This window comes from Chelatococcus asaccharovorans (assembly GCF_003201475.1).
GTDB lineage: Bacteria > Pseudomonadota > Alphaproteobacteria > Rhizobiales > Beijerinckiaceae > Chelatococcus > Chelatococcus asaccharovorans.
On the sequence record NZ_QJJK01000001.1, the window covers coordinates 455,256 to 481,364 of the forward strand.

Genomic DNA, 26,109 nt, shown 5'->3' on the forward strand with positions numbered 1-26,109 from the left:
ATGCTCACTTGATGAACGGGTTGGCGAAGAGAACCAGAAGCGCGATCACCAGGCAGTAGATGGCCATGGTCTCGATCATCGCGAGGCCCACAAAGAGGGTACGCGACAAGGTGCCCGCGGCCTCCGGCTGGCGCGCGATCGCGTCCATGGCCGCCGCCACCGCCCGCCCCTCGGCCAGCGCCGGCCCGATGGCGCCGAAAGAAACGGCAAGCGCTGCGGCGATGATGCTGACAGCTTGGATGGTATCGTTCATGGCGTGTCGTGCTCCTTTCCGGAAGCGTTCCGGGGCGGTCGGTTTTCGCCGATGGCCGCGCCGATGAAGACGCAGGCGAGAACAGCGAAGATGTAGGCTTGCACGGCGCCCGTCAGCAGATCGAGCGCCATCAGCGGGATAGGCACCAGCAGGCCGGCCAGCGAGAGGATGATGCCGATGATGAAGACGCCGCTCATGATGTTGCCGAACAGGCGGACGATCAGCGAGAAGGTCCGGGTGATCTGCTCGACGAGATTGAGCGGGATCATGACCCAGCTCGGCTCCGCGAAGGTCTTGAGATAGCCGCCGAGCCCCTGCATCCGCACGCCGTAGACGATCGTCGCGCCGAGGACGATGAGGGCGAGCGCCGCGTCGGTTTCGAGGTGGGCCGTGGGAGGTTCGATGCCGGGCACGAGCGACGACCAGTTGGCGAGAAGGACATAGATCAGGATCGTGCCGATGAGGGCCCGGTAGGGCGCGGGATCCGCCTGCATCGTATCGGCGATCTGGCCATCGATGGCACTCACGACGGCTTCGAGCGCCGCCTGGGCGCGCGAGGGCTGGAGCGACAGTCGCCGCGTCACGAGAAAGGCAAGCGCGGCAAGGCCGATCATGATCGCCCAGGTCACGAGAACCGGCTCCGTGATGGGCACGGGACCGATCTGGAAGACCGGCTCGAGGATCAGGGGTGAGGTCACGGCAGGCCTCCGGCGCGGCCAAGGACCGCGCGGCGCATGATGAGGAGGCCGAGCGCGCCACTCAGCAGCGCGGCGGCACCGAGACGCGCAAGCCCGAAAAGGACCGCACCGAGCACCGCGAAGCGCAGGAGGTGGAGGCCGAGGCCCAGCGCGAGGTTCTTGCCGAGATAGAGCGCGGTGTTCGAGCGCAGGGTGGCGAAATGGGCAAGGCCCAGCAGCGCCCCCGCGCCGAGCCCGAGCGCGGTGTGGAGCGCCGTCTCGACGATCTCGTTGCTGAACAGTTCCATCATGGACGATGCATCCATTTCCAGGCGGACCAGAAGCCGATGCCGGCCCCGATCATGATGAGCAGCGCCGAGAAGAAGACGCCGCTGCTAAAAATCCTGTCAAGCCACCGCCCCAGCAAGAGGGCAAGGAGCGTCGGCACGACGATGGTCCAGCCGAGAATGCCGATCTGGCCAAGACGGGCGCCGAGCGAAGGCTCGGGTGTCCTGGCACCGGTTTCGGCCCGTTCGGCGGCCTGCCGGGCAGCCGCCGTCATCGGGTCGTTCGGCGAGGGGGGCTCCTGGTCCGGTGGTGCGGCGCTCACGCGGGCTCTCCTGCACCGGTGTCCGGCGTCGCCTCGCTGGCCTGCATCCCGTCGGTCGGGGCTCCTGCCGGCTGCAGCGGGTGAAGATAGCGCATGAGCTGGCGCACGGCGCGGGCATGCAGCCGCATCTGGTCGGTGCGGGCGCGCCGCGCGAGGTCGCTGGCCTCGGCGCGCATCGCCGCGACATCGGCCTCGAGGCGCTGGAGATCGTCACCAACCGTTCCCTGCCGGCAGGCGACGGCCACGCGCTGCCCGCCCGTCACCGAGAGGACGCCGCCCTCCACCACGCAATAATGCTCGACTTTGTCCGGCCCTCGCCAGCGCAGGACCGAGACCGGCAGCACAGTCAGGAAATCGGCGTGGCGCGGCAGGATCCCGAAGCCGCCGCTTTCGTCCTCCGCCCGCACCGACCCGACATCGTCGCGGTCGACCAGAACGGCTGACGGGGTCGTGATGGTGAGATGCAGGGCAGCGCTCATGCGGCCCGCTCCTGCGTCTTCACCGGCTGCGTCGACGCCGGCTGCGGTGGCGTGGTGCCGGGGCCGCGCGCCGCAGCCTCCTTCTGCCGCCCCTCCTCCAGCGTGCCGATCATGTAGAGCGAACTTTCCTGCCAATCATCGCATTCGCCCGCAAGGATCGCGCGGCAGCCGGCAATGGCATCGGCCACCGGAACCGAACGCCCCGGCACCCCGGTGAAAGCCTCCGTGACGGTGAAGGGCTGGGTCAGGAACCGCTGGAGGCGACGCGCCCGCCCGACGATCAGCCGGTCCTCCGTCCCGAGTTCCTCGATACCGAGCAGCGAGATCACGTCGCGCAATTCGCGGTAGTGTTCGATGGCCTCGCGAACGCCGTTGGCGACATCGACATGCTCCTGCCCGACGACGAGGGGATCGAGGAGGATGGACGAAGAGGCGATCGGATCGACGGCCGGATACATGCCTTCCGCCGCCATGGCGCGGGATAGCACCACCATGCTGTCAACGTGGCTGGCGATGGTGGTCACGGCCGGGTCGGTGAAATCATCCGCCGGAACATAGACCGCCTCGATGGCGGTGACCGCCGCCCCGCCGACGGAGGCGATGCGCTCCTGCAGCGCCGCCACCTCGCTCGCGAGGGTGGGCTGGTAGCCGACGCGCGAGGGAAGCCGGCCGAGAAGCCCCGAGACCTCCGCCCCCGCCTGGACGAAGCGGAAGATATTGTCCATCAGCAGAAGGACGTTGCGGTGGCGCTCGTCGCGGAAATACTCGGCGATGGTGATCGCCGTCATCGGCACGCGCCAGCGGGCGCCGGGCGGCTCGTTCATCTGTCCATAGACGAGCACCGTACGCTCCAGCACCTGCGAATGCGCCATATCGAGCAGCATCTCGTGGCCCTCGCGCGAGCGCTCACCCACGCCGGCGAAGACCGAGATGCCCTGGTAGCTCGCCACCATGGCATGGATGAGCTCCATGACCAGCACCGTCTTGCCGACCCCGGCCCCGCCGAACATGGCGGCCTTGCCGCCCTGCGCGAGCGGGGTGAGGAGATCGAGCACCTTGATGCCGGTGGAGAAGAGGCTCGACGTTCCCTTCTGCTCTGAGAGCGGCGGCGCGGCCCGATGGATGGGCCGGCGGGGAACGTCCGCCGGCAGATCACCCTTCCGGTCGCCGGTCCGGCCTGTCACGTCGAGCAACCGCCCCAGCACGGCCTCGCCCACCGGCACCGCGATGGGCCCGCCTGTCTTCGTCACGGCATCGCCCCGCCGCAGACCCGTGGTCGCCTGGAGCGCAATGGCCCGGACCGAGTGTTCGTCGAGATGGGCCTGGACTTCCGCGACAATCGCGCCGTCTTCCTGGCCGATGAGGATAGCGTGATTGATCTCCGGCAGCGCCGCGTCTGGGAACATGACATCAACCACCGCGCCCCGAACGGCGATGATGTGTCCACCTTTATCCATCCTGCGCCTCCGCAGGCATGATAGGCTGTCGCCAGGCTATCATTCTTGACCCTGATCAAGTCGCGGACCACTCAACGCCTGAAAAGGTGCCGAGGCAATACGTGGAGATGGGGCTTGCGGAACGTGTTCACAGCGGGCACGGGTCGCAGGGGGAGGTCACACGACAGACCGTCGCTTCCGCCATTCCGAAGGTGTGATGCCGCTCCACCGCCTAAAGGCGCGGATGAAGGATCGCAGTTCGGCATAGCCCAGAATATCGGCGATCTGCGGCAGCTTTTGCGACGTCCTTTCGAGCAACTCGCAGGCAGCCTCGAAACGCGTCTTGTCCAACAGTTCCTGGTGGCTCACTCCATGCTCGGCCAGGCGCCGGTGAAATGTGCGGACGTGCATGTCGAAGAATTTCGCCAAACGGTCGGCCCTTGCGTGATCGAATGTCATGGCCGTTCTCATGACCGCTTGCACCTGGTCCGGGAAGGAACGCGCATGAACCCGCTCTTCCTCAGCAACCTTGTCGAGGATCAGACGGGTCAGGGCCGCTTCGGTCGGCGGCAGTGGTCGGGACAGCCAGGTGGCCGAAAACACAAGGCCGTAACTTTCAGCATCGAATTCGAGATGCACGCCCAAAATCTTCTTGTACGGCTCCAAGGCCTTGGGCCGGCCATGTGCAAATCGAGCCTCTATCGCCTTGAAATCATTTCCGCAGAGGTCTCTCATAACGTTGAGGATCGCGGCCACCGCGCCATCGCCCGTTTGATCGACCCCGGGAATTCGCGGTTCGGTAATTCTGTAGGACAGGGTCGCTGCTCCCCCGTCAACATGGAGGTGCAAGGCGACCCCGTCAGCATGAAGGAAGAAGTGCCGGCAAAGATTTCGAAGCGCGCTCCCGACATCTGGAGAGTGCTTTGCCAGGAGCCCCACAAGACCAAGTGATTCAAGTCGGCTCCGGCTGCCGACCAGAAGGCCGAAATACGGACAGCCTGTAATCTTGGCGTATCGCTCGAGAAGTCGACCGCGTGCCGACAGCGAGATCCGATTATCCGGGCTGCCGAAGAGCGTCGAGTTAAACTCAGGCAGCAGAGCATTCTCCGAAGGCTCTGCCCGGAGCTCCCGCAGCACGTCGGGCACTCCAAGGGTGGCTCCGATCCTCAGGATCGCCTGATCACTTGTTTTCCGAACTGTTTGCACGGCCGCCTCTATATACTGTATTGTCCCAATCTGTCCACCTGGTGTCCAGATCGGACCTGTTCGGAAGGCTCTTGCCGGTCGAAGAATTCCCACACGACGGGCTTCGGGCGAAAACTGGCTGAGTTCAGGACGTGTTCCACGGTGAACAATGATGACCTTGGCGGTCGGCAGTCCATCTGGAGGAAAATCGATGACCACCCAACGCGTTTCAACAACGGTTCCACTCGATTGGAAGCAGGTCTGGTTCACGAACTGCCCGATGGTGTCAGCCAACAATGTTGATCAGGAACTTGGCTGGTGTCGGGAGGAATATAAGAAAATCGGCGTCGAATACGCCTATTTCCGCCACGCACCGGAAAACAACTGGTACCCTCACTATATTCACAATCTGGACAACCTGATCCGTTTTGGCGGGCTTTATCCGCCGATCCAAGTTAATGCAGACATCCGCCGGACCGTTCTGCTTGGAGCGACCTGGGTCTATGAGGGCGGGGTGATGCAGGTTCGCGCCCGCGACAAGATCTTCCGCGTCCAGGATCTGAAAGGCAAAAAGATCGGGCTCACGAAGAGCCTGAACACGATCAAGAACGACTGGTGGCGAATTCAGGAGCACATGGGCATCCTGAACATATTGAAGCTGCACGACATGACTATCGACGACGTTGAGATCGTGGAGTTCCCCTACGCAGACGACTGGTACGACAAGCCCGAGATGCTCGTGCCACCGATGAACAACCCGTCCGAACTCTGGATGCGGCGCGACCACAAGCGCGACTATGCCTTCCGGCCATTGGAGAAGGCCCTGCTCGCGGGGACCGTCGACGCCATCTACAACCAGATGGGCCAGCTGGGGCAGCTCTCGGAGGCGACGGGCGAAATCAAGTCGATCTTCGACCTGTCGAGGCTGCCCGACTGGACCATTCAGGTCGCCAACACGCCTGCCGTGATCACCTGCACGGACGTGATGGCCAAGGAGCATCCCGAACTGGTCGTCGCGTATATGAAGGCCATGATCAAAGTCGGCCGCTGGGCCAACAGAAACAAGGCGGCCGCAGCCGAGATCCTCAACCGGCAGACCTTCTACCTGGATGCCGAGCATACCTATGAAGGGATCAAGCACGTCGACATGGTGCCGAGCCTGAGCGCACAGAACCTTGAATGCATCCGCATCGGCAAGGACTTCATGTTCGAGCATGGCTACATCAAGAATGATTTCGACGTCGCCGAATGGGCCGCGCCCGAGTTCCTCGAGAAGGCTGCAATCGAAGTTCTCGAGGAGGAGTGGGAGCGGCGGAGCTGGAGCAAGCTGCCCGCTGGCGGCGGTCTCGACGTGGAGGGAACGCGCCTCGGCTAGCTCCATCAAACCGGGGGCGCCATCAGCCTGGTTCATGCTGATTGGCGTCGTCCGGCCGTGGCACCATGGGGATGGGAAAGCTCGCGGGATCAGACCCCGAGGGGGATACGCATGCGCCGCACTGAACCTGGCCGCTGGCCGGTGCCGTTCTCCGGATTGCGAAGCGCGACCCTGAGTGGCGCTCCCCGCGAGATAGCCGCGGGAATTACGCTCGCAGCGCTGATCATTCCGCTTAATATCGGCTATGCGCAGGTCGCAGGCCTGCCACCGACCGCGGGGCTCTATGCCGCGATCATTCCGCTCGTTGTCTTCGCCCTGCTCACCTCGTCGCGCCACCTCATCACCAGTCCCGACGCGTCGCTTACCGCTTTGGCATCGGCGGCGCTTATAGGATTGCAGCTGCCCGATAGCACGGTTCGCTACGACTACATGCTTGCAATGGCACTGGTCGCAGGCGGATTGTTTTTCATGTTCTGGGCGTTCCGCCTCGCGTTCCTCGCCAACTTTCTATCCCGCCCGGTGATGGCCGGATTCGTCTCGGGCTTGGGACTGGAAGTCTTTGTGAGCCAGGTCTTCAAGATCCTTGGAGCGCCACACATCGACATGACGGGCACGGCAGCCGCGACCGCACGCGACGCGCTGTCCTTGCCGTTCGAGACGACGGGGTTCTTTCTGGAGCTGGCCACCCTGGCGCGTACTATCCCACATGCGAACCTCTGGTCGGTCGTCGTCGGGCTCGCCGCCTTCTTCATGGTCCGGCTGCTCAAGCGCTTCGCGCCGGCCGTGCCCGGCTCTCTCGTCGTGCTGGCGATCCTGACGGTTCTCGTGGGTGCGTTCGGGCTCGACCAGAAGGGGGTCAGCGTCCTCGGCGCCATTCCCTCAGGCCTGCCCCAGCTGACATTTCCGCGCGTGCCCCTTTCTGCCTTCTTCGACGTCCTGCCCGCGGCACTCGCGGTCGTCGCGATCACGCTGTGTGAAGGGCTTCTCCTGTCGCGCCGCTACAGCCGCAAATATGGATATAAGGCTGACGGCAACCAGGTCCTCTTCGCCTTCGGGGCGGCCAATGTTTCTGCTGCACTTTCGGGCGCCTTCCTGACCGCCGCAAGTCCATCTCGCACGGCGGCCATGGACACTGCGGGCCAGCAGAGCCAGTTACCCTCCCTGGTGGCGGCCGTGACGATCACAATCGTGATGCTGTTCTTCACCGACGTACTCGCCTATCTGCCGAATGCAGCATTGGCGGGGATCGTGGCAAATGCCGTCATCGGCCTCGTGTCCGTTTCAGAATTCCGAGACCTCTGGCGGATGCGCAAGACGGAGTTCTGGATCGCCGCGGTCTGCTTCCTGAGCGTGCTGGTTCTGGGCCCCATGCAGGCGGTCCTCATCGCTGTTCTGATGTCGATCATCGACGTCGTCGGTCGTGCATCGCGGCCGGAAAGCTGGCTTTTGGCCGCGGTCTCCGATGGCAGCCATTTCGAACCCGTTCCACCGGGTGAGGAAGATACCGCTGCCCCGCTTCTGGTTTATCGCTTCGGCACTGCGCTCTACTTTGCCAACGCGAACACCTTCCTCGAGGATGTCGAGGCCATCCTCGAATCCCGGACGGCGCCGCTCGTCTGGTTCGTGCTCGATGCCGAGGCGATCTCCGAACTTGACACGACCGGAGCAGAGACCCTGCACCAGGTGGCGAAAATGCTCGACAGCAAAGGTGTCACCCTGATCATCACGCGGGCGAGCCCCGCCCTGGTGGCGCAGTTCGGCCAGCTCGGTCTGCATGAACTGGTCGCCGAGGCCCCGATGTTTCCAACCAATCGACAGGCGATGGACGCTTTCCGCAACGCGAAGACGTCCCGTCATGGACGAGGAGAACCCGCATGAAAGTCATGATCATTGGCGGTGTCGCCGGTGGCGCATCCTGCGCCGCCCGCCTTCGCCGGCTGGACGAGACGGCCGAAATTCTTCTCGTGGAACGGGGCCCGTTCGTCTCCTTCGCCAATTGCGGCCTTCCTTATCACACCAGCGGCATCATCGCGCGGGAGCAGGATCTGCTCGTCGCGAACGAAGCATATTTCAAGGCCAACCTGAATATCGACGCCCGGACGAGATGCGAGGCAATCGCGATCGACAGGAAGGCCAAAACCGTCGATCTGCGACACCTCGAGACGGGGGAAGTGACGACGGAGAGCTACGACAAGCTCGTCCTTTCGCCCGGCGCTCCATCGGTGGCGCCGCCCATCCCGGGCATCGACCTGCCTGGCATCTTCCAAATGCGCACCGTGCCCGACGCTCGCGCCGTGCGGGAATGGATCGAGAAGGGCTCCTTGTTCCTCACAGGGATGAGCAAATATTCAGGCTTCCAGACGGCCCGTCCGAAGACGCGTGCCGTGGTGGTTGGAGGCGGGTTTATCGGGTTGGAGATGGCCGAGAATCTGGTCCATCGCGGATTTGACGTGACGGTGATCGAGCTGCGGGACCAGGTTCTCGCCCCGATGGACCGCGAGATGGCGGAGATCGTTGAGCGCCATCTCAACCATCACGGTGTCAGCGTCGTGCTCGGTGATGCCGTAACGGCGTTTACCCCAAGGGAGGACGGTGCCATCGAGGTGGCGACCCGTTCTGGGACCGAGTTCCCGGCCGATATCGTGATCCTTGCGCTCGGTGTGCGCCCGGATACCGCGCTGGCCCGGTCGGCGGGTCTCGAAATCGGAAAGCTTGGCGGCATTCGCGTCAATGACCACATGCAGACCAGCGACCCGGAGATTTTCGCCGTCGGCGATGCAATTGAGGTGCGCGATACGGTCACGGGGGCGTGGAGTCTCGTCGCTCTGGCCGGACCGGCCAACCGGCAGGGCCGGATCGCGGCAGACGTGATTGCTGGACGCGACAGCCGCTACAGGGGAACGCAGGGAACCTCGATCATCGGTCTCTTCGACGGGGCGGCAGCCTGGACGGGCGCGAGCGAAAAGGCGCTGCAGAATGCCGGCCGGCAGGACTACGAGAAGGTCTACCTCTATCCCAACTCGAATGCCGGCTATTATCCCGGCGCCAAGCCCATCGCCATGAAAGTCCTGTTCTCCAGGACGGATGGACGCCTTCTCGGTGCGCAGGCGGTCGGCATGAAAGGAGTCGACAAGCGCATCAGCACCCTTGCAATGGCCATCCAGATGGGCGCAACGGTGTATGACCTTGAGGAGGCCGAATTGTGCTACGCGCCGCAGTTCGGAAGCGCCAAGGATGCAGTGAATTTCGCGGGCATGGTTGCTGCGGACGTGCTCCGGGGCGATATGCCCATCTCGCACTGGGGCGACCCTTCGGAGGCAATCCTGCTCGACGTGCGGGAACCGGCCGAGTTGCGCGTGGAAAGCGTGGCCGGGGCGGTCAACATTCCGCTTCGCCAGCTCCGCGAACGGATCACCGAACTGCCGCGGGATCGCGACATCCATGTGATCTGCAGGTCGGGCCAGCGCGCCTATTATGCGACGCGCATCCTGCTGCAGAACGGCTACCGGGCACACACGATGTCCGGGGGCATGCTCGCCCGTTACCATCGCGGCGTGCTCGACAGCTGAGACCGCCGATATCCTGGTGGCCCGATCCCGACATCTGCGTCCCCTTGGTCGAGGGCGATCGCGCAAATGTCGGAATCGAAGGGCCACTCGTCAATTATTGATTCGAGGTTCACCCCATGGCATCGCTCGAGGAAGCTGCGACCCGGTTCCTCGCCCACATTCTGGAACGGCCTGACGGACCCATGGCGTTTCGCCTCATCCTGCAGCCGATCATGGCTGCCATTCTGGCGATCCGCGATGGCATTCGCGACGGCAAGACCGGTGCGCCACCCTATCTTCTTGCCATCTTTGGTGCCGCCGACCAACGGCGGGAAGCCTTAAGGAACGGATGGCGCTCGACGTCGAGGATCGTAATTCTCGCGGCGGTGCTCGATATAATCTATCAGGCCATCGTGTATCGGGCCGTCTACCCCGGTGAAGTCATGGTCATCGCCATTCTGCTCGCCATCGTTCCGTATATGATCATACGCGGCCCGGTAGCGCGGATCGTCAGGCGGGCGCGGGCACCGGCGGAGAAGCTCTGACAGCGGCCGCTAGAGCAAGTCCGTCTTTTGCGGACTTGGCATCGCTCAGAAACTAACGAGCAAATTCATCGACCTAGATGGCATCAGATGCTTCCATCTAAGCCGGATTTGCTCGAGCAGTCATCAGCCGGTTGCTCCATCGCCCGGTATCGGACAACGGGTGTTCGTGATCAATCGGTCCCCTCCCCCTCGGCGAAGCGGCGAAGGGCGCCCGGGTCGGTGATGGTGATGGAACGGTAAGTGTTACTCAGCCATCCGGCCTCGGCGAAGCGCCTGATGGCGGCGTTGACCTGCTTGCGCGAAGCATTGGCCATGACACCGAGCTCGCTCTGGGTGAGCGGGATCGGTGCCTGTCCGATCCAGGTCGTGCGCTGAAGCACCGAGGCGATCCGCCGGTCCGCCTGGGGCTTTTGTAGATCGTGGATCACCCGGAACAGGAACTCGACAGTCATCATCAGCATGAGCGCGACATGGTTCACCACCGCCGGATCGCGCGCCGCCATCTGGTCCATCGCATCGAGAGGAAGGTGCAGCATTGTCGTTTCGACGACGGCCCTGAGTTCGGCTTTTCGTGGCGTCCGCGTAAGAAAGCAGCCTTCTCCGGTCCAGTGCCCTGGGACCCCCAGAAGGATCAGGCGCGGCGTCGCATCGGCCGGAGCGAGGCTGACGCTGACGGTGCCCGCCACGAGCCCGTAAACCCCGCCCGGCGGATCACCGAGATGGAACACCGGCTCGCCTGGAGCGAGGTGCAGCACCATCGCGCGCCGCAGCACCTCGGTCCGGAACGCCTCCGGCACCAGTGGCAGCCAGCCGCGTTCGCTCATGACCTCATCTGCGTAAGCCTTGCTGACGCGCTCCATGAAAAAAAACCTCGGCTTTGTCCGATTCCGGACAAATATACTTTTCCAAGCGCTTAAACTAGCGGTTGCGGCGCGACCTAGCCGGGAGACCATCGTCATGACAAGCGCCTCCTCCATGAACAGACGCGCCCTCCTCGCATCGCTGGCGAGCATTGGTGCGGGAACGTCCCTGAGCCTGAGCGCGAGCCCTTCGGCCGCCCGGGCAACCGAAGCCGATACGCTGCGCGCGATCGCCAAGGAGGCGACGATCTGGGGCTTCCCGCTCGTCGACAATTACCGCATCCAGTATTCCTATTTTGCGGATCGTGGCGGGCCCGAATTCAAGGCGCCCTGGAACGTGATCGCCAACACGGCGCGCGTCTACACGCCCGAAGACAAGGCCATCCAGACGCCGAACTCGGACACGCCCTATTCCTATATCGGCGCCGACCTGCGGACCGAGCCCCTGGTGATCACGGTCCCCGCCGTGGAGGCGGGGCGTTACTACTCGCTGCAATTCATCGATCAGTACACCTTCAACTTCGCCTATGTCGGCAGCCGCGCCACGGGCAACGGGGCCGGAAGCTTCCTGCTCGCTGGCCCACGCTGGAAGGGTCGCACGCCACCGGGCGTGAAGGGCGTGATCCGTTGCGAAACCGATTTCGCCTTCGTGCTCTACCGGACCCAGCTCTTCGCGCCGAGCGATATCGAGAAGGTCAAGGCGATCCAGGCGGGTTACGCGGTGCAGCCGCTCTCGCAGTTTCTCGGCAAGCCGGCACCGGCGGCCGCGCCCGCCATCGACTTTCCGCGGCCGCTCTCGCCGGAGCAGCAGCGCAGCTCGGCCGAATTCTTCCCGATCCTGAACTTCGTCCTGCAATTCTGCCCGACACATGCTTCCGAGCGGGATTTGCGTCGGCGCTTCGCCCGCATCGGCGTCGGACCGGGCAAGGCCATGGATATCGCCAATCTTGAGCCCGAACGGCGCAAGGCGCTCGAGGACGGGATGGCCGATGCCTGGAAGGCCTTCGCCGCCTTCAAGGCGGGCGAGCTCGACACCGGCAAGCGCACGGCAGCAGAGGGCTTCGGAACGCGGAGCTTCCTGAAGAACGACTACATGATCCGCATGGCCTCGGCCGCGCTCGGAATCTATGGCAATTCAAAGGAGGAGGCCCTCTACCCCTTCTATTACTCCGATTCCGCCGGCCAGCCGCTGAACGGCCAGGACGGGCGCTATACGCTGCGGTTCGATCCGAAGAATTCGTTCCCCGTCAACGCCTTCTGGTCGCTCACCGTCTACGCGCTGCCGCAGAGCCTGCTCTCCGCGAACGCGATCAATCGCTACCTCATCAACTCGCCGATGCTGCCGGCGCTGAAGCGCGATCCGGATGGGCTGGTGACGCTCCATCTTCAGCACGAATCCCCGGGACCGGACCGTGAAGCGAACTGGCTGCCCGTCCCCGCCGGACCGTTCTGGACAACGCTGCGGCTCTACTGGCCCAAGCCCGAGGCGCTGGATCCCCGGTGGAAGCAGCCGCCGCTTGTTCGCGCCGCCTGACAGAAAGGAAGCGATCATGAGAAAGACGTTCGCACTGGCGGCAGCCGCCGTGATCTCCGCAAGCTGGCCCGCTCAGGCGCAGATGCCCACGGCAAATCCGGCGCCTAACTCCAAGCCAGTGCCCGTCAATGTCGAGAATTTCGCGCGGGCCGAGTCGGATCTCTATTTCGCCGGCATCGTCAAGAATGGCGGCTTCGGCACGTTCGACCACACGCGGGAGCCGGCACCGCTCGACAAGCAGACCGTCATCCGTCTCAACCGCGACACCCTTTACTCGTCCGCAGTGTTCGACCTCGATGCCGGGCCGGTCACGATTACGATCCCAGATGCCGGTCAGCGCTTCATGTCCATGCAGGTGATCAACGAGGACCATTACACCCCCCAGGTCGCCTACAAGCCGGGACCCTATACCCTGACGCGCGAGACCATCGGCACGCGCTATGTCGCGGTGGCGTTCCGGACGTTGGCCGATCCGGCCGACAAGAAGGACATGGCGCAGGCCCATGCGGTGCAGGACGCGATCAAGGTCGAGCAGCCGGGAGGACCGGGCACGTTCGAGGTGCCGGCGTGGGATCAGGCCAGCCAGAAGAAGATCCGCGACCTCTTGATCGTTCTGTCCGACACCCTGCCCGACAAGAACCGGATGTTCGGAACGCGTGCGGAGGTCGATCCGGTCCGCTTCCTGCTCGGCACCGCCTCGGCCTGGGGCGGCAACCCCGACAAGGAGGCCGTCTATCTCAATGTGTTCCCCGAGAAAAACGACGGCAAGACCGTCTATGGTCTGAAGGTGCCGGCGGGCGTGCCGGTCGACGGCTTCTGGTCCGTGACCGTCTACAACGCCGAAGGCTTCTTCACCCCGAATGCTTTCAACGCCTATTCGCTCAACAACATTACCGCGAAAAAGAGTGCCGACGGCAGCGTCGACATCCGGTTCGGCGGCTGCGACGGCACGATCCCGAACTGCCTGCCGGTCACGGCCGGCTGGAACTACATGATCCGGCTCTATCGCCCCCACGCGGACATCCTGAACGGCACCTGGACTTTCCCCGCCGCCGTCGCGAGATAGGCCGTGCTCCGGTCGAGACTATACCGGCCGCGGGAGCGCCGAGGCCGTCGTTCGCATGCCGTCCGATGCGCGTGACGGCCTGGTCGGACGCCCTCCCACGTCCGGAACGGTATTCGGAGCTGGGACGCGATCACCGGGGCGCAGAGGGCCGTTTTGATTTGCAACGGTTGCGGACATCACGTCCTCCTATTTCCGGTGTCGCGGCGGGTTGCCGTGCGTGGCTCATTGCGAGTGCGGGTACTCGTCATGAAGACGAACCCAACTCATGATGCCGGCGGTCTCGTTGCGGCCCTTAGGCGTGAGGTCGAGCCAGTTGAAGGCGCCCATCAGCAGTTCGGTGCCGCGGTGATAGGTCGAGTAGGTGTGGAAGATCTCATTCCCATCTTTGACGAAGACGCTGACGCCGAACATGTCCGAGGACTTCTGGATCCTGGTCTTGTCGTAGTTGTAGAGCGCGCGGCCGGCGGCGCGATCTGCCTCGGTGAAGGACACGCCGAAGTCGTAGCTGAAGTCGCCGTCTCCAGACGAAACCCAGGGAAACGTCCAGCCCATGCGGGCTTTCACCTGCTCGATCCGCACGATCGGCGCGCGTGAAACGGCTGCGAAGGCGAGGTCGGCCTGCTCGAAATGCTGCCGCGCGGCGTCGACGTGATCCATCGTATAGGAACAACCAGGGCAGAGATGATCCGAGCCCGGCGTCAGCATGAAGTGATAGATGGCGAGCTGGCTGCGATCGCCGAACAGGTCGAGCAAGCTGCACTTCCCGTCGGAGCCGTCGAAGACATAGCCCTTCTCGACCCTGACCCAGGGCATCTGCCGGCGTTCGGCGCGCAAGGCGTCGAGGGCGTGAGTTATCTCGAGTTCCTTGGCCAGAAGCGCCTTGCGCGCGGTGAGCCAGTCTCCGCGTGAAACGATGGTTGGATGCATGGTCAGTCTCCTCGGTTCTGGGATGGTGATTGCGTGCGGTGTCGCGGGAGGGCGGGCGCGAGCTTCAGCCAGGGCGACAGGTGGAAAAAGCTCATCAGCAGGTACATGAAGGCCATGTTGCTGACGGGCAGAATGCTGGGACCCGACACGCACAGCATGCTTTGCGTGTCATTGGTCGAGACCCAGGCCATCAATGCGAAGGTTGGCGAAGCTGCAAGACCGAGCCAACTCGCAGCATGGCGAGACTGCTGGGTACCGGGGGAGCGCTTTTCTGCTACTATGGATGTCGTCATTGTCGAACTTCCAGTTAAGCTTTGCCAATACTTTCCGGCGCTAGACACAGGAGAGATGTACGGCCAGAGGCCTTGAAAGCGTGAGTAACAAGTGTGACGGGATTCGAATGGACGCTCTGATTTCTGCCGCAGCGAACGCGCTCGCTGCGGGCGATCCGCTTGCGGCACTCAAGCGCGTCTCCCTGCGCGACGACGCGCCGGCGCTTGCCTTGCGCGGCATCGCCATGGCGCAACTCGGCGACCTTGCGCGCGCAAGAGAGCTGCTGGGAAACGCGGCGCGGTCATTTGGCGCCGAGGAGCCTGTCGCCCGCGCACGTTGCCACGTTGCCGAAGCCGAAATCGCCCTGGTCTCGCGCGACCTCGGCCGCCCCATGCAGGGGCTCCGCGCCGCACGAGCCACGCTGGAGACTTTCGGAGACCTCACGAACGCCGCGCATGCCGGCTATCTCGACGCACGGCGCTTGCTATTGATCGGCCGGCTCGACGAGGCTGAGCGGATCCTCGGTGACGTCAATGTGGATGCCTTGCCCGCCACATCACGTGCGGGATACGCATTGGTGGTCGCAGGCATCGCCATGCGCCGCATATGCGCGAAGCCGGCGCGCGACGCGCTCGAACGGGCCAGGGCTGCGGCCGTCAGCGTCGGGAATGCTGCGTTGACGGTCGAGGTCGAGCGAGCCGTGCAGGCGTTTCAAGCGCCCGCCGCTCGGTTGATTGCGCGCGGTGGGGAACGGCTTCTTCAGCTCAATGAGATCGAAGCGTTGATCGCATCGGATGCGCTCGTCATCGACGCGTGCCGGAACGTCACGCGCGCCAGGACAGCCGTCGTTTCTCTGGCCAGTCGTCCTGTCCTGTTCGCGCTCGCGCGCTTGCTCGGTGAGACCTGGCCGGAGGATGCCTCGCGGGAGGAGCTTCTCCTCCGCGCCTTTCGCGCGCGGGAGGCCGATGAATCACATCGTACGCGACTGCGGGTCGAGATCGGGCGCTTGCGTGAGGCGATCAGACCCATAGCGGAGATACACGCCACCGAACGGGGTTTCATATTGGAACGCCATGAGGCTGGCACGGTCGCAGTGCTTGCCCCGCCTGTCGAAGAGGAGCATGGCGAAGTGCTGGCGCTGCTTGCTGACGGCGAGGCCTGGTCGAGTTCCGCGCTGGCGCTGGCGCTCGATGTCAGTCCGCGTACGGTGCAGCGGGCGCTCGACATCCTTGCGAACAATGGCAAGGCGGAATGGTTCGGCCACGGCCGGGCACGGCGCTGGATCGCTACGTGCGTTCCGGGCTTCCCGACGAGCTTGTTACTCCCTGCCGTCGGCGTTGTCGGCTAGGCAAGTCCGTCTGTTGCGGACTTGCTCCGGTGACACCAAAGAATGAGCCTCCGGCACGCGCCTGCCCCACCACGGCGCGGGCCCTGCCGCCCGCGCCTCAGCTCAACCGCAGTCGGTTTGCTCACTTGGCGCGCGACCAGTTTGCCACGTCCCACAGCTCGCTGTCCCACGGGTTCATCGACACCGCGCTGAGCGACTTGGCCGCGCCCGAGATATTGCCGCGATGCACCAGCGGGATGACGGTGTAGGACTGCACCAGCCTGTCGTTCATCTTGCGCGCGAGGTCGGCGCGCGCCGGGATCCCGTCGGTCTTGCGCAGGGTCTGCGACAAGGCCTCGTAATCCTGCGCGCAGTAGCGCGGCATGTTGCTGCCTTGCCATTGCGTGGCCGGCGACGGGATCGCCGCACAGGTCCACTTGTTCAGGTAGGATTCCTGGTCGAGGCCCTTCGAGTTGTCGGTGTACATCTCGATATCGGCGTAGAATTTCTGCCGCGTGTCGGGGTTGCCGGCATCGCCGCCGAAGAAGACCGAGCCGCTGACATTACGAAGATCGACGCTGACGCCAAGCGCCTTCCAGTATTCCTTCAGCATGGCCTGGGTATCCTGCCGAACCCCGCTGGTCGAGGTGAGGAAGGACAGTTTCAGCTTCTGCCCGTCCTTTTCGCGGATACCGTCGGCGCCGGGCTTCCATCCGGCCTCGTCCAGCAAAGCCTTGGCCGCCGCGACATCAGGCTTCAGGCAGCCGTCATTGGCCGTCGAGACGTATTGCGCCGGTGCCGGCACGACATTGCAGGTCGGCTTGCCCTGATCGCCGTAGAGAGCCTCCGCGATCTCGGCGCGATCGATGGCAAGGGACAGCGCCTTGCGCACGCGGATGTCGCTCAGGATCTTGTTCGGGCCGCCTGCCACGGTCGAGCGCTTGTCGCCCAGCTCAGATCCCGGATCGGTCAGGTTCAGGAACAAGTATTCGACCATCGAGCCGAAGGCCGTCACGGGCCGGGCCTTGCCCGACGAAGCGAGCTTCGCCATGACATCGGGCGCGAGCTGCAGGTTCCACGCGTAATCCGTCTCGCCCGTCTCGAAGACAGCCCGCGCGGCGGACATCGCATCGCCGCCGCCCTTGATCGTGACGCCTGAGAAATGCGGCTTGCCGGCTTCGCGGTAGAGCGGATTCATCGCATAGACGACGACGTCGTTCGGCTTGAAATCCTTGACCGTGTAGGGGCCGGTCCCGATCGGCGCGAAATTCTGCGCGGTGCAGGAGGCGATCTTGGCGCCCATGCACGCCTTGAACTGCGCTTCCTGCAGGATGGGCGTGGTCGAGCTGACGAAGGGCACATAGGGATAGGGCGTCGGCTGCGCAAACTTTATCTCGACCGTCAGGTCGTCCTTGGCCACGATATCCTTGATGCCGTCGAAGGCATTCGACGCCGCGCAGCCCGCGCCCGGGGCCGTGCAGTAGGTCCAGGTGAAGACCACGTCCTTCGCGGTGAAGGCGCCGCCATCCGACCATTTGACGCCGGGCCGCAGCTTCCAGGTGATCATCGTCGTGTCGGCCGAGATGCCGCCGTTCTCCTTCGTCGGAATCTCGGCCGCCAGCAGCGGCACCAGCTTGCCCTCAGGATCGAACCGGGCCAGGGGCTCGACCACCAGTGCCGCCGCATCGACCTCCTTGCCGATCCCCGACAGATAAGGGTTCAGCGTCGAAGCGGCCTGCCAGTACAGGATTTTCAGATCTCCATCCGAACCGCGCTCGGCATGCGCAGCAAAAGGCAGCAGCGCAAGCGCGGCCGCGGTCAGGAACTTGGCCATGCTCATTCCATCTTCTCCTGTGGCTGGCCCCGGATCTCTGACCTGGGCTGACGGGCTGATTAAAGTTGTGGGCGGGTGACAGCGAATGACACTTGTGGGCGGGGGACAGCCGCTGCCACCTGGACGCGCATTGATTATTGTAACATACTGTGCAAAATGCCCGAACTGAGTCAATATGTAATAAAGAATACAGGAATGGCTGCAACAGCCCTTTTCGACAGGATACGCAGTGAAGCCCGGTCGACGGCCGAGCGGAAGGTGGCCTCGGTCTTGCTCGAAGGCTACCCGACGCGCGCCCTCGCGACGGTCGACGTGCTGGCGAAACAGGCTTCGGTGAGCGCACCGACCGTGCTGCGCTTCCTGGCCAAGATCGGCTTCTCGCGCTTTGCCGACTTCCAGGCCGCGGCCATCGCCGATGTCGAGCGCCAGCTCGGCTCGCCCTTGAACAACATCCATGCCGAGGCACCGACAGAGCCACCCGCGCATGTCTACCAGCGCACCCTGCTGATGCAGGCCGAGGCGCTCCAGGTCGCGGCCGCGCAGGCCATGCCTGCCGAATTCGATGCGATCGTCGACCTGCTGGTGTCGCCGCGCGCAACGATCAAGCTTCTGGGCGGACGCTACAGCCAGAATCTCGCGCAGCGCCTGGCGACGCAGCTCAGCCAGTTGCGGCCCGGTGTGCTGTTCACCCCGCTCGCCCTGGGCTTCACCTATGACACGCTGGTCGACGCCGGGCCGCAGGACGTCTTCGTGATCTTCGACTACCGGCGCTACCAGAACGAGCTCCTGACCTTCGCGCGCGGCGCGCGGCAAAGCGGCGCGCGCCTTTGCCTGTTCACCGACATCTGGCGTTCGCCGATCGCGGAATATGCGGATGCGGTGCTGACGTCGCCCGACGCCTCGCCCTCGCCCTTCGGCTCGCGCGTCGTCGCCACGGCGCAGATCGAGGCGATCGTCGCCGCCGTCAGTCAGCGCTGCCGCGACTGGAGCCGCGACCGGCTCGCCCGGATCGAGGAATTGCGGAGCCTAGGCGCTGCCGGCCCCCTTCCCGGGTCCCCCACCAAAACTCCTGGAAAATCCTTTTCCAAATCTTCTTCCGAGCCCCCCGGCAGGGCTTCTTCCGAGCCCCCCGGCAGGGCTTCTTCCGAGCCCCCCGGCAAGGCTTCTTCCGAGCCCCCCGGCAAGGCTTCTTCCAAGTCGTCCTCCACCTTCCCCGCCAAGGAAAGCTGACGTCCCATGCGCGCCAACCCGCCCATCGTGTTGAACGCGGGAGGCCGCTTGCCCGGGTTGATCGCGGTCGATCATGCCGGCCGGTCGATTCCGCCTGGACTCGGCGATCTCGGGCTCGCCCCCGCATGGCAGGACAGCCATTATTTCTGCGATCTGGGCGTGGCGGAACTGGCCCAGGAACTTGCGGGCCTGATCGACGTGCCGATCGTGCTCTGCGACGTCAGCCGCCTCGTCATCGATGTGAACCGCTGGGTCGATGATCCCCGCTCCATACCCGTGGCGCTCGAAAACACGCCGATCACCGCCAATGCCGCGCTGTCCTGCGCCGAGCGGGAAGCCAGGCAGGAGGCCGTCTTCTGGCCCTATCACCAGGTGCTGGGCACGATCTGGGAGCGCCAGATGGCTCGCCATGCGCGCCCCTTCTTTTTTGCGCTGCATAGCTGCACCCGCGTTTTCGAGGGCGTGCACCGCCCCTGGGACGGCGGCACGATCTGGCACGACGACGATACCCTGTCGCGCCATCTGCTCCACCATCTCGGGACGGAAGAGGGCCTCGTCCTGGGGGATAACCAGCCCTATTCCGGCAGGAACGGTGTCTACACCGTCGACTGGCACAGCTACGGCACGGGTCTTCCGGCCTGTGGCTTTGAGGTGACGAACGATCTTCTCGAGACCGGACCAGACCGCGCCCGCTGGGCCTGCCGCCTGGCCGGCGCGTTGACCGCGGCCATCGCGACTGGAGTTGCCGCGTGACCCTATTTTCCCCCGAACCTCCCTATGGACTGACCGCGGTCGCCGCACCGGCGACCGGGCGCCTCACCGACGCGCGCGAGGTCGATATCCTCCTCGTCGGCGCCGGCTATGGCGGCCTGCTGACCGCGATCGAACTGGCCGAGGCCGGCGCCCGAGTCGCCGTGATCGAGGCGCGGGACATCGGCGCGGGCGGATCCGGCCGCAATCACGGCCAATGCATTCCCGTTTTTCGTTATCTCGGGTCCGCCACCCTGCCCGAAAAAGGCACCGGCCTCCTTGCCGAGGCCGGGGCCATGGTCTTCGACCGGATCGCGCGCCACGGCCTGCGCTGCGAGGCCGTCCAGAAGGGCACCCTCAGCGCGGCCTTTAACGACCGGACCCTGGCGACGACGCGCGCGGCGCAGGCGAAATACGCGCGCTACGGCAAGAGCGACCGCTATCTCGACGCAGGGGAGATTGCTGAGCTGACCGGCACCCGTGCCTTCCTGGGCGGATGGGTCCACCGCGATGGGGGGCATGTCAATCCGCTCGGCTATGCGCGGGAACTCGCACGGCTCGCGCTGTCGCTCGGGATCGAGGTCTTCACCGACAGCCCGATGACCGCCTTCACGCGCCGCAACGGCCGCTGGTCGATCCGCACCCCCGAAGGCGAGATCCGCGCCAGGACGGTCGGCCTCACGACCGATGCCTATTCGACCGCGGCGATCCCCGGGGCGGTGACGCGGGGCTTCTTCCCGCTGACGAGCTATGCCGTCGCAAGCCGCCCGCTGACGACGGAAGAACGCGCGAATGTCATGCCCTCGGGCATGAATTTCGGCGATACCCACCACGATCCGATGTTCTTCCGCATCGACGCCGCGGGACGGATTATCACCGGCGGCCTGCAGGAACCCGGCCGCGGCCGCCGCTTCGACTATACGGCGGCCTTCATGACCCGCCGGCTGTCGCGGATCTGGCCGGTGCTCGCGGGGCTCAACTGGGAATTCATGTGGACCGGCACGGTCAGCATGGCCCTCGACCAGACGCCCTCGATCCAGCGGCTCGACGACGGGCTCTGGGCGCTGTCCGGCTGGTCCGGCCGGGGGGTGCCGACCTCGGCGGCCTTGTCCGTCGCCTTTGCCCGAACCCTCGAGGACCCCGCCGCAGGGCGCGACTGGTGGCCCCAGCGGCAACCGCCGCGGGTCATCGCCCGCGCGTTGCTGGGCCAGATGGTGCAGCTGTGCCGGGGACCGTTCAATCAGCTGCGGGATCGGATGGAGGGCTGAACGCCCCCTCCGCGGCGGCCCCGCTCAGCGCGCCCGGGCGCGCGGGTCCATCGCGTCGCGCAGGCCGTCGCCGATATAGTTGACCGACAGCACCGTCAGGGAGATCGCGATGCCGGGCAGGATCACCCGCATCGGATAGAGCTGGATCTGGTCGACCGCATCGTAGAGGAGCCGCCCCCAGGTCGGGAAATCCGGCGGGAAGCCAAGCCCGAGGAACGACAGGGAGCTTTCGGTGATGATCGCGCTGGCGATCCCGAGCGTCGCTGACACGAGGATCGGCGAGAGCACGTTGGGCAGGATATGGCGGAGGATCATCTTGCCGCGCCCCGTGCCGATCGACTGGGCGGCCAGGACGAATTCGCGTTCCTTCAGGGTCAGCACCTCGCCGCGCACGAGGCGCGCGGCATGCATCCAGCTCGTTCCCCCGATGGCCGTGACGATCAGCAGGAACACCCCGGTCTCGGCGCCGAGCCATTGCGCCAGCGGCTCGCGGAAGAGCATCGACATGACGAGGAGCAGCGGCAGCAGCGGGAGTGCCAGGAACAGGTCGGTCAGCCGCATCAGGATGCCGTCGAGGCCGCGCAGGAAGCCCGCGCAGACCCCCACCAGCGTCCCCAGCACAAGAGATAGTGCCATCGCCGTCAGGCCGACGGTCAGCGAAACCCGCCCGCCCGTAATGAGCCGCGCCAGCATGTCGCGCCCGAGCTGGTCGGTGCCGAGCGGATGCTCCAGCGACGGGCCCCGGTTGCGCATCCGCATGGCGACAGCGGTCGGGTCGAGATGCCACAGCCAGGGGCCGGCGATGACGACGACAAGAATAGCCCCCAGGATGACCGTCCCGATCATCGCGCCGCGATGGCTGCGGAACTGACGCCAGACATCGCGCGCCTGGCTCGAGCGCCGGCGGGGCGCGGCCGCGACAGCCTCAGTCATAGCGGATCCTCGGATCGAGAATGCCGTACAGGATGTCGGCGATCAGGTTGAACAGCACGATCAGCACCGCGAAGATGAAGGTCAGCGTCTGCACCATCGGCACGTCGTTGGCCTGGATCGACGAGATCAGCAATTCGCCGATCCCGTTCACCTTGAAGACCTGCTCGGTGATGATGGCACCGCCGAAGATCTGCGGCACGCCCATGGCGATGACGGTCACGACCGGGATCATCGAGTTGCGCAGCACATGGACCAGCACCACGACCCTTTCGGACAGGCCATTGGCGCGGGCGGTGCGAACGTAGTCCTGCCGGAGGTTGTCGAGCATCGAGGCGCGCATGAAGCGGCTGATCTGGCTGGCATTGTAGAGCGCGAGCACCGTCACCGGCAGAACCATCTGGCGCAGCTGCGCCACGAAGCTGTCCCAACCGGTCACCCTCAGCGTCGTGTCGTAGAGCGACGGGAACCAGCCGAGCTCGACCGAGAAGACCACGATCAGCACGACGCCGGTGAAGAAGGTCGGGACCGAGAAGCCGATCATCGCCACGAGGGTGCCGATCTGGTCGAACCAGCTGTGCTGCCGATAGGCCGACAGAATGCCGATCGGCAGCGCGATGGCGATCCCCACCAGATAGGCGAGGCCGACGACCCATAGCGTCTGCGGCAGGCGTTGCGCGATGATGTCGGCGACGGGCGCGCGCGACTGCCATGACACCACGCGCTGGCTCTCTCCAGCCAAATCCAGCCCGAACAAGGTGTCGAGGACATGCAGCGGCTCGACCAGGAAAAACTGCTTGAGCCACAGGAGGTAGCGCAGCATCAGGGGATCGCCGAGCCCGAGCGACTGGCGCATCTTCTCCTTCACCTCGGGCGGAATCGTCAGCGGCAGCTGCGCCATCGGATCGCCGGGCGCAAGGCCGAGCAGGAGGAAGATGATCAGGCTGATCGCCAGGAGCGTGGGGATCGCCATCAGCAGGCGGCGGAGCGTGTAATGAAGCATCTGACCCTAGCCGCCCGCGGCCCGATCCCGCGGGCCGCGGCCCCCGGCGGCGCAGCCTGTGACGTCCTGATCCATGCTGATGGCACCTGTTCCCCGATTGCCAGCTTATGTAAAATAGATTGCAAACATGCGGTCTCGCAGTCAATATGTAACAAATAATACTTTTCCGAGAGAGCCCCGCGCCGGGCGCTCGCGTCCGGCCGACGTGCCACGTTCAGGCCGAAGGCATGGCCCGGGCACCCGGCTTGGCGCTGCCCTGTTCCCGTCCTGCGTTGGTCCTGCCCTGGCCCTCTGCCTTGGGAGGTTTGATGGTCGATACGTCCTATGCCCCGCAAGCATCCGGCCTGAAGCCGCGTGACCCGCTCGTTGCAATCGCCGGGCTGCGCGTGGTGTTCGAGACCCATTCCGGTCCGATTGCAGGCGTGCGCGACGTCAGCTTCAACATCTCCCCTGGCGAATGCCTGTGCGTCGTCGGCGAATCCGGTTCGGGCAAGTCCGTCTCGGCATTGTCGCTGATGCGGCTCGTCGAATTCGGGGGTGGCCGGATCGCGGCAGGGGAGCTGCGCTTCCGGCAGGCGGACGGGCGCGTCATCGACCTCGCCCAGACCGATCAGGCGAGGATGCGGGCGATCCGCGGCGGCCAGATCGGCATGATCTTCCAGGAGCCGATGACGGCGCTGAACCCGGTCTTCACCATCGAGCGCCAACTCACCGAGGTGATCCTGACCCATCGGCGCATCCCGACGGCGGCAGCGCGTGCCCGCGCCCTCGCGTTGCTGACCGAGATGCAGATCAGCGAACCCGAGCGCCGCCTCAAGCAATATCCGCACGAGCTGTCAGGCGGCATGCGCCAGCGCGTCGTGATCGCCATGGCCATGGCTTGCGAGCCACGCCTCCTGATCTGCGACGAGCCAACAACCGCGCTCGATGTGACGGTCCAGGCCGAGATCCTCGCCCTGATCGACCGGTTGAAGCGCGCGACGGGAACGGCCGTGCTGTTCATCACCCACGACATGGCGGTGGTCGCGCAGATGGCCGACCGGGTCGTGGTGATGTATCGCGGCGAAAAGGTCGAGGAAGGCCCGGTGGAGGCGATCTTCTCCGACCCGCAACAGGCCTATACGCGGGCCTTGCTGGCCGCCGTCCCCCGCCTCGGCGAAATGCGCGGCACAACCCTCCCCGCGCCGATGCGCGGCCTCGCGACCGGCGACCAATCCAGCGCGGCGACGCCGAGACCGGTCGCAACGCCGGCCGCGGCGGCGGACGCGCCGCTTCTCGACGTGCGCCACCTCTGCACCCGGTTCCCCGTCCGGAAGGGGCTGCTGCGCCGCACGATCGCCAATGTCCACGCCGTCGAGGATGTCAGCTTCACGATCAACCCGGGCCAGACGCTCAGCCTCGTCGGCGAGTCCGGTTGCGGCAAGTCGACCTGCGGCCGCTCGATCCTGCGGCTCATCCAGCCATTGTCGGGCGAGGTGATGCTGGAGACACAGAACGTCCTGGCTCAGTCGAGCCAGGGGATGCACGCGCTGCGCCGCAAGATGCAGATGATCTTCCAGGATCCCTATGCGAGCCTCAACCCGCGGATGCGCCTCTTCGACCAGGTGGCGGAGCCCCTCGTCAACTACACCCGGATGTCGGGGCAGGCCCTGCACCGGCGCGTGGCGGAGCTGTTCGACCGCGTGCGCCTGCCCGCCGCCTTCATCGACCTTTATCCCCACGAGCTTTCGGGCGGCCAGCGTCAGCGCGTCGCCATCGCCCGCGCGCTTGCGCTCGAGCCGAAGCTGATCATCGCCGACGAGGCCGTGTCCGCGCTCGACGTCTCGGTGCAGGCGCAGGTCCTGAACCTGCTGATGGAGCTGCAGGCGGACCTCGGCATCGCGTGTCTGTTCATCAGCCACGACATGTCGGTCGTCGAGCGGATCAGCCATCGGGTTGCGGTGATGTATCTCGGGCGGATCGTCGAGATCGGCCCGCGCGCGGCGATCTTCGAGACCCCGCAGCATCCCTATACCCGGGCGCTTCTGGCCGCCGTTCCGATCGCCGATCCGTCTCGCCGGAAAGCCCATAGCCTGACGGGTCACCCGGTGCTGCGCTCGCCCATCCATCCGGCCGATTACGTTCCCCCGCCCTCACTCTATACCGAAGTCGCGCCCGGTCATCTCGTGCTTCAGATGCCCGCCGATGCCCCACTTGCCCCCTGACCAGCCCGGCGGCAGGCGTTCAAGTAGCGGGGGACGCGCCGAGAGCAAATCCGACTTAGATGGAATCGCCTGATACCATCTAAGTCGGTGAATTTGCTCGTTAATTTTGAGCCGAGCAAGTCCGCAAAAGACGGACTTGCTCGAGACGCGCGGCCCAGACGGAAACCGCCTCGGCCATGGCCTTGAGATGATCGGCGGCTGAAAAGCCGGAAATCCGCTTGCGGGGTTTCAGATCGTGATCGCCATCCTCCAGCCAAAGGATCTCGATGCGCGGCGAGAGCTCATAGGTCGAGACATCCTCCGGAGTGCCGAACTCATCGCGCGTTCCCTGAACGATCAGAGCCGGGGTCGCCAGATCGGCGAGGTGCGCGGTTCGGAGCTTGTCCGGCTTGCCGGGCGGATGGAAGGGATAGCCGAGACAGAGAAGGCCGCGGATCCGGCCGCTCTCGAACAGCGCATCCGCCACCATGCTCGCGACGCGGCCCCCCATGGACTTGCCGCCGATGATGAGGGCTCCAACATCGCCAAGCGCGTCGACGGCAGCCAGATAGTGCGGATTCAGCGCCTCAGCCCGCGGGGGTGGGGTGCGGCCTGCACCCGTGCGTCGGGCAGCCATATAGTCGAACTCGAAGCGCGCCACGCGAAAGCCCACGCCGGCCAGCGCCTCTGCGGCCGCCGTCATTGACGGCGAGTCCATCGGTGCTCCGGCCCCGTGCGCCAGGAGGATCGTCACATCGGCGTTGTCGGGGCCGTCGAAAAGAAACATCGGCTTATGAAAACTCGCCTCTTCAGGGA

The 26,109-nt window shown here is 65.0% G+C and carries 25 protein-coding genes; 11 read left to right on the top strand and 14 right to left on the bottom strand.

Annotation, left to right across the window (positions count from 1 at the left end; all coding sequences use genetic code 11):
- Positions 1-4: 4 nt before the first annotated feature.
- From C7450_RS02240 to C7450_RS02270, 7 genes are all read right to left on the bottom strand, one after another.
- Positions 5-253, bottom strand: a complete 249-nt coding sequence (locus tag C7450_RS02240) for a F0F1 ATP synthase subunit C (protein ID WP_110372734.1) — start codon at positions 251-253, stop codon at positions 5-7.
- Positions 250-951, bottom strand: a complete 702-nt coding sequence (locus C7450_RS02245) for a F0F1 ATP synthase subunit A (protein ID WP_110372735.1) — start codon at positions 949-951, stop codon at positions 250-252. Before C7450_RS02245 ends, C7450_RS02240 begins: the two co-directional genes overlap by 4 nt.
- Positions 948-1,241 (bottom strand): N-ATPase subunit AtpR, encoded by a 294-nt coding sequence (locus tag C7450_RS02250; protein ID WP_245449435.1) that lies wholly within the window; start codon positions 1,239-1,241, stop codon positions 948-950. The genes C7450_RS02245 and C7450_RS02250 overlap by 4 nt, the downstream gene beginning before the upstream one ends.
- A complete protein-coding gene (locus tag C7450_RS02255) occupies positions 1,238-1,540 on the bottom strand; it encodes an AtpZ/AtpI family protein (protein WP_245449436.1) in 303 nt (100 codons plus the stop codon). Before C7450_RS02255 ends, C7450_RS02250 begins: the two co-directional genes overlap by 4 nt.
- The gene (locus C7450_RS02260; RefSeq protein WP_110372737.1) at positions 1,537-2,019 is read right to left on the bottom strand and encodes a F0F1 ATP synthase subunit epsilon; all 483 of its coding nucleotides are present in this window, start codon (positions 2,017-2,019) and stop codon (positions 1,537-1,539) included. Before C7450_RS02260 ends, C7450_RS02255 begins: the two co-directional genes overlap by 4 nt.
- Positions 2,016-3,476 carry a F0F1 ATP synthase subunit beta gene (gene atpD, locus C7450_RS02265; protein ID WP_110372738.1) on the bottom strand — a complete coding sequence of 487 codons (1,461 nt, stop codon included), beginning with the start codon at positions 3,474-3,476 and terminating at the stop codon, positions 2,016-2,018. Before atpD ends, C7450_RS02260 begins: the two co-directional genes overlap by 4 nt.
- Positions 3,477-3,632: 156 nt before the next feature.
- Entirely contained in the window at positions 3,633-4,934 is a 1,302-nt protein-coding gene (locus tag C7450_RS02270) for an AraC family transcriptional regulator (RefSeq protein WP_210206343.1), read from the bottom strand.
- Here C7450_RS02270 and C7450_RS02275 point away from each other — a divergent pair.
- The 4 genes from C7450_RS02275 (at position 4,921) to C7450_RS02290 (ending at position 10,108) form a co-directional block, all read left to right on the top strand.
- On the top strand, positions 4,921-6,015 hold the full coding sequence (locus C7450_RS02275) for an ABC transporter substrate-binding protein (RefSeq protein ID WP_146227237.1): 1,095 nt from the start codon (positions 4,921-4,923) through the stop codon (positions 6,013-6,015). The two genes, C7450_RS02270 and C7450_RS02275, sit on opposite strands and share 14 nt — an antisense overlap.
- A 111-nt stretch (positions 6,016-6,126) precedes the next feature.
- A complete protein-coding gene (locus tag C7450_RS02280; RefSeq protein WP_110372741.1) occupies positions 6,127-7,893 on the top strand; it encodes a SulP family inorganic anion transporter in 1,767 nt (588 codons plus the stop codon).
- Positions 7,890-9,584 carry an FAD-dependent oxidoreductase gene (locus tag C7450_RS02285; RefSeq protein ID WP_110372742.1) on the top strand — a complete coding sequence of 565 codons (1,695 nt, stop codon included), beginning with the start codon at positions 7,890-7,892 and terminating at the stop codon, positions 9,582-9,584. Before C7450_RS02280 ends, C7450_RS02285 begins: the two co-directional genes overlap by 4 nt.
- Positions 9,585-9,700: 116 nt before the next feature.
- Positions 9,701-10,108, top strand: a complete 408-nt coding sequence (locus C7450_RS02290; protein WP_110372743.1) for a hypothetical protein — start codon at positions 9,701-9,703, stop codon at positions 10,106-10,108.
- 170 nt (positions 10,109-10,278) lie between these two features.
- Here C7450_RS02290 and C7450_RS02295 read toward each other — a convergent pair whose 3' ends face one another.
- The gene (locus tag C7450_RS02295; RefSeq protein ID WP_245449437.1) at positions 10,279-11,067 is read right to left on the bottom strand and encodes a Crp/Fnr family transcriptional regulator; all 789 of its coding nucleotides are present in this window, start codon (positions 11,065-11,067) and stop codon (positions 10,279-10,281) included.
- Between C7450_RS02295 and C7450_RS02300 the strand changes: the two genes are divergently transcribed.
- A complete protein-coding gene (locus C7450_RS02300) occupies positions 11,066-12,502 on the top strand; it encodes a DUF1254 domain-containing protein (protein WP_110372745.1) in 1,437 nt (478 codons plus the stop codon). The genes C7450_RS02295 and C7450_RS02300 overlap by 2 nt on opposite strands.
- 16 nt (positions 12,503-12,518) lie before the next feature.
- Entirely contained in the window at positions 12,519-13,568 is a 1,050-nt protein-coding gene (locus tag C7450_RS02305; protein ID WP_110373221.1) for a DUF1214 domain-containing protein, read from the top strand.
- A 222-nt stretch (positions 13,569-13,790) separates the two neighbouring features.
- Here C7450_RS02305 and C7450_RS02310 read toward each other — a convergent pair whose 3' ends face one another.
- Both C7450_RS02310 and C7450_RS02315 read right to left on the bottom strand, forming a co-directional pair.
- Entirely contained in the window at positions 13,791-14,495 is a 705-nt protein-coding gene (locus C7450_RS02310; RefSeq protein ID WP_110372746.1) for a DUF899 domain-containing protein, read from the bottom strand.
- Between the two features lie 2 nt (positions 14,496-14,497).
- Entirely contained in the window at positions 14,498-14,788 is a 291-nt protein-coding gene (locus C7450_RS02315) for a hypothetical protein (protein WP_110372747.1), read from the bottom strand.
- A 107-nt stretch (positions 14,789-14,895) separates the two neighbouring features.
- Here C7450_RS02315 and C7450_RS02320 point away from each other — a divergent pair, with 107 nt between their 5' ends.
- A complete protein-coding gene (locus C7450_RS02320; protein WP_110372748.1) occupies positions 14,896-16,116 on the top strand; it encodes a helix-turn-helix domain-containing protein in 1,221 nt (406 codons plus the stop codon).
- Positions 16,117-16,237: 121 nt separating this feature from the next.
- Here the strand turns inward: C7450_RS02320 and C7450_RS02325 are convergent, their stop codons facing one another.
- Positions 16,238-17,935, bottom strand: coding sequence for a peptide ABC transporter substrate-binding protein (locus tag C7450_RS02325; RefSeq protein ID WP_110372749.1), 1,698 nt, complete (start codon positions 17,933-17,935; stop codon positions 16,238-16,240).
- Positions 17,936-18,124: 189 nt separating this feature from the next.
- Between C7450_RS02325 and C7450_RS02330 the strand changes: the two genes are divergently transcribed.
- Genes C7450_RS02330 through C7450_RS02340 form a run of 3 tightly spaced genes read left to right on the top strand, consistent with a single transcriptional unit; the run spans position 18,125 to position 21,177 of the window.
- Positions 18,125-19,159 (top strand): MurR/RpiR family transcriptional regulator, encoded by a 1,035-nt coding sequence (locus C7450_RS02330; protein ID WP_210206344.1) that lies wholly within the window; start codon positions 18,125-18,127, stop codon positions 19,157-19,159.
- 6 nt (positions 19,160-19,165) lie between these two features.
- The gene (locus tag C7450_RS02335) at positions 19,166-19,912 is read left to right on the top strand and encodes an N-formylglutamate amidohydrolase (RefSeq protein WP_110372750.1); all 747 of its coding nucleotides are present in this window, start codon (positions 19,166-19,168) and stop codon (positions 19,910-19,912) included.
- Positions 19,909-21,177 carry an NAD(P)/FAD-dependent oxidoreductase gene (locus C7450_RS02340; protein WP_110372751.1) on the top strand — a complete coding sequence of 423 codons (1,269 nt, stop codon included), beginning with the start codon at positions 19,909-19,911 and terminating at the stop codon, positions 21,175-21,177. The genes C7450_RS02335 and C7450_RS02340 overlap by 4 nt, the downstream gene beginning before the upstream one ends.
- Positions 21,178-21,201: 24 nt before the next feature.
- On the opposite strand, the gene C7450_RS02345 is transcribed toward C7450_RS02340, so the two are convergent.
- Positions 21,202-22,110 carry an ABC transporter permease gene (locus C7450_RS02345; protein WP_110372752.1) on the bottom strand — a complete coding sequence of 303 codons (909 nt, stop codon included), beginning with the start codon at positions 22,108-22,110 and terminating at the stop codon, positions 21,202-21,204.
- A complete protein-coding gene (locus C7450_RS02350) occupies positions 22,103-23,110 on the bottom strand; it encodes an ABC transporter permease (RefSeq protein ID WP_110372753.1) in 1,008 nt (335 codons plus the stop codon). The genes C7450_RS02345 and C7450_RS02350 overlap by 8 nt, the downstream gene beginning before the upstream one ends.
- Before the next feature lie 308 nt (positions 23,111-23,418).
- Here C7450_RS02350 and C7450_RS02355 point away from each other — a divergent pair, with 308 nt between their 5' ends.
- Positions 23,419-25,314 carry an ABC transporter ATP-binding protein gene (locus C7450_RS02355; protein WP_110372754.1) on the top strand — a complete coding sequence of 632 codons (1,896 nt, stop codon included), beginning with the start codon at positions 23,419-23,421 and terminating at the stop codon, positions 25,312-25,314.
- 100 nt (positions 25,315-25,414) lie between these two features.
- Here C7450_RS02355 and C7450_RS02360 read toward each other — a convergent pair whose 3' ends face one another.
- Positions 25,415-26,080, bottom strand: a complete 666-nt coding sequence (locus tag C7450_RS02360) for an alpha/beta hydrolase family protein (RefSeq protein WP_110372755.1) — start codon at positions 26,078-26,080, stop codon at positions 25,415-25,417.
- Between the last annotated feature and the right edge of the window lie 29 nt (positions 26,081-26,109).

Excerpts from the sequence above, each read along its gene's own strand:
- C7450_RS02240 (WP_110372734.1), bottom strand. The coding sequence starts at position 253 with ATGAACGATACCATCCAAGCTGTCAGCATCATCGCCGCAGCGCTTGCC.
- C7450_RS02250 (WP_245449435.1), bottom strand. The coding sequence starts at position 1,241 with ATGATGGAACTGTTCAGCAACGAGATCGTCGAGACGGCGCTCCACACC.
- C7450_RS02260 (WP_110372737.1), bottom strand. The coding sequence starts at position 2,019 with ATGAGCGCTGCCCTGCATCTCACCATCACGACCCCGTCAGCCGTTCTG.
- atpD (WP_110372738.1), bottom strand. The coding sequence starts at position 3,476 with ATGGATAAAGGTGGACACATCATCGCCGTTCGGGGCGCGGTGGTTGAT.
- C7450_RS02275 (WP_146227237.1), top strand. The coding sequence starts at position 4,921 with ATGGTGTCAGCCAACAATGTTGATCAGGAACTTGGCTGGTGTCGGGAG.
- C7450_RS02280 (WP_110372741.1), top strand. The coding sequence starts at position 6,127 with ATGCGCCGCACTGAACCTGGCCGCTGGCCGGTGCCGTTCTCCGGATTG.
- C7450_RS02285 (WP_110372742.1), top strand. The coding sequence starts at position 7,890 with ATGAAAGTCATGATCATTGGCGGTGTCGCCGGTGGCGCATCCTGCGCC.
- C7450_RS02290 (WP_110372743.1), top strand. The coding sequence starts at position 9,701 with ATGGCATCGCTCGAGGAAGCTGCGACCCGGTTCCTCGCCCACATTCTG.
- C7450_RS02300 (WP_110372745.1), top strand. The coding sequence starts at position 11,066 with ATGACAAGCGCCTCCTCCATGAACAGACGCGCCCTCCTCGCATCGCTG.
- C7450_RS02295 (WP_245449437.1), bottom strand. The coding sequence starts at position 11,067 with ATGACGATGGTCTCCCGGCTAGGTCGCGCCGCAACCGCTAGTTTAAGC.
- C7450_RS02305 (WP_110373221.1), top strand. The coding sequence starts at position 12,519 with ATGAGAAAGACGTTCGCACTGGCGGCAGCCGCCGTGATCTCCGCAAGC.
- C7450_RS02310 (WP_110372746.1), bottom strand. The coding sequence starts at position 14,495 with ATGCATCCAACCATCGTTTCACGCGGAGACTGGCTCACCGCGCGCAAG.
- C7450_RS02315 (WP_110372747.1), bottom strand. The coding sequence starts at position 14,788 with ATGACGACATCCATAGTAGCAGAAAAGCGCTCCCCCGGTACCCAGCAG.
- C7450_RS02320 (WP_110372748.1), top strand. The coding sequence starts at position 14,896 with ATGGACGCTCTGATTTCTGCCGCAGCGAACGCGCTCGCTGCGGGCGAT.
- C7450_RS02325 (WP_110372749.1), bottom strand. The coding sequence starts at position 17,935 with ATGAGCATGGCCAAGTTCCTGACCGCGGCCGCGCTTGCGCTGCTGCCT.
- C7450_RS02330 (WP_210206344.1), top strand. The coding sequence starts at position 18,125 with ATGGCTGCAACAGCCCTTTTCGACAGGATACGCAGTGAAGCCCGGTCG.
- C7450_RS02335 (WP_110372750.1), top strand. The coding sequence starts at position 19,166 with ATGCGCGCCAACCCGCCCATCGTGTTGAACGCGGGAGGCCGCTTGCCC.
- C7450_RS02345 (WP_110372752.1), bottom strand. The coding sequence starts at position 22,110 with ATGACTGAGGCTGTCGCGGCCGCGCCCCGCCGGCGCTCGAGCCAGGCG.
- C7450_RS02350 (WP_110372753.1), bottom strand. The coding sequence starts at position 23,110 with ATGCTTCATTACACGCTCCGCCGCCTGCTGATGGCGATCCCCACGCTC.
- C7450_RS02355 (WP_110372754.1), top strand. The coding sequence starts at position 23,419 with ATGGTCGATACGTCCTATGCCCCGCAAGCATCCGGCCTGAAGCCGCGT.
- C7450_RS02360 (WP_110372755.1), bottom strand. The coding sequence starts at position 26,080 with ATGTTTCTTTTCGACGGCCCCGACAACGCCGATGTGACGATCCTCCTG.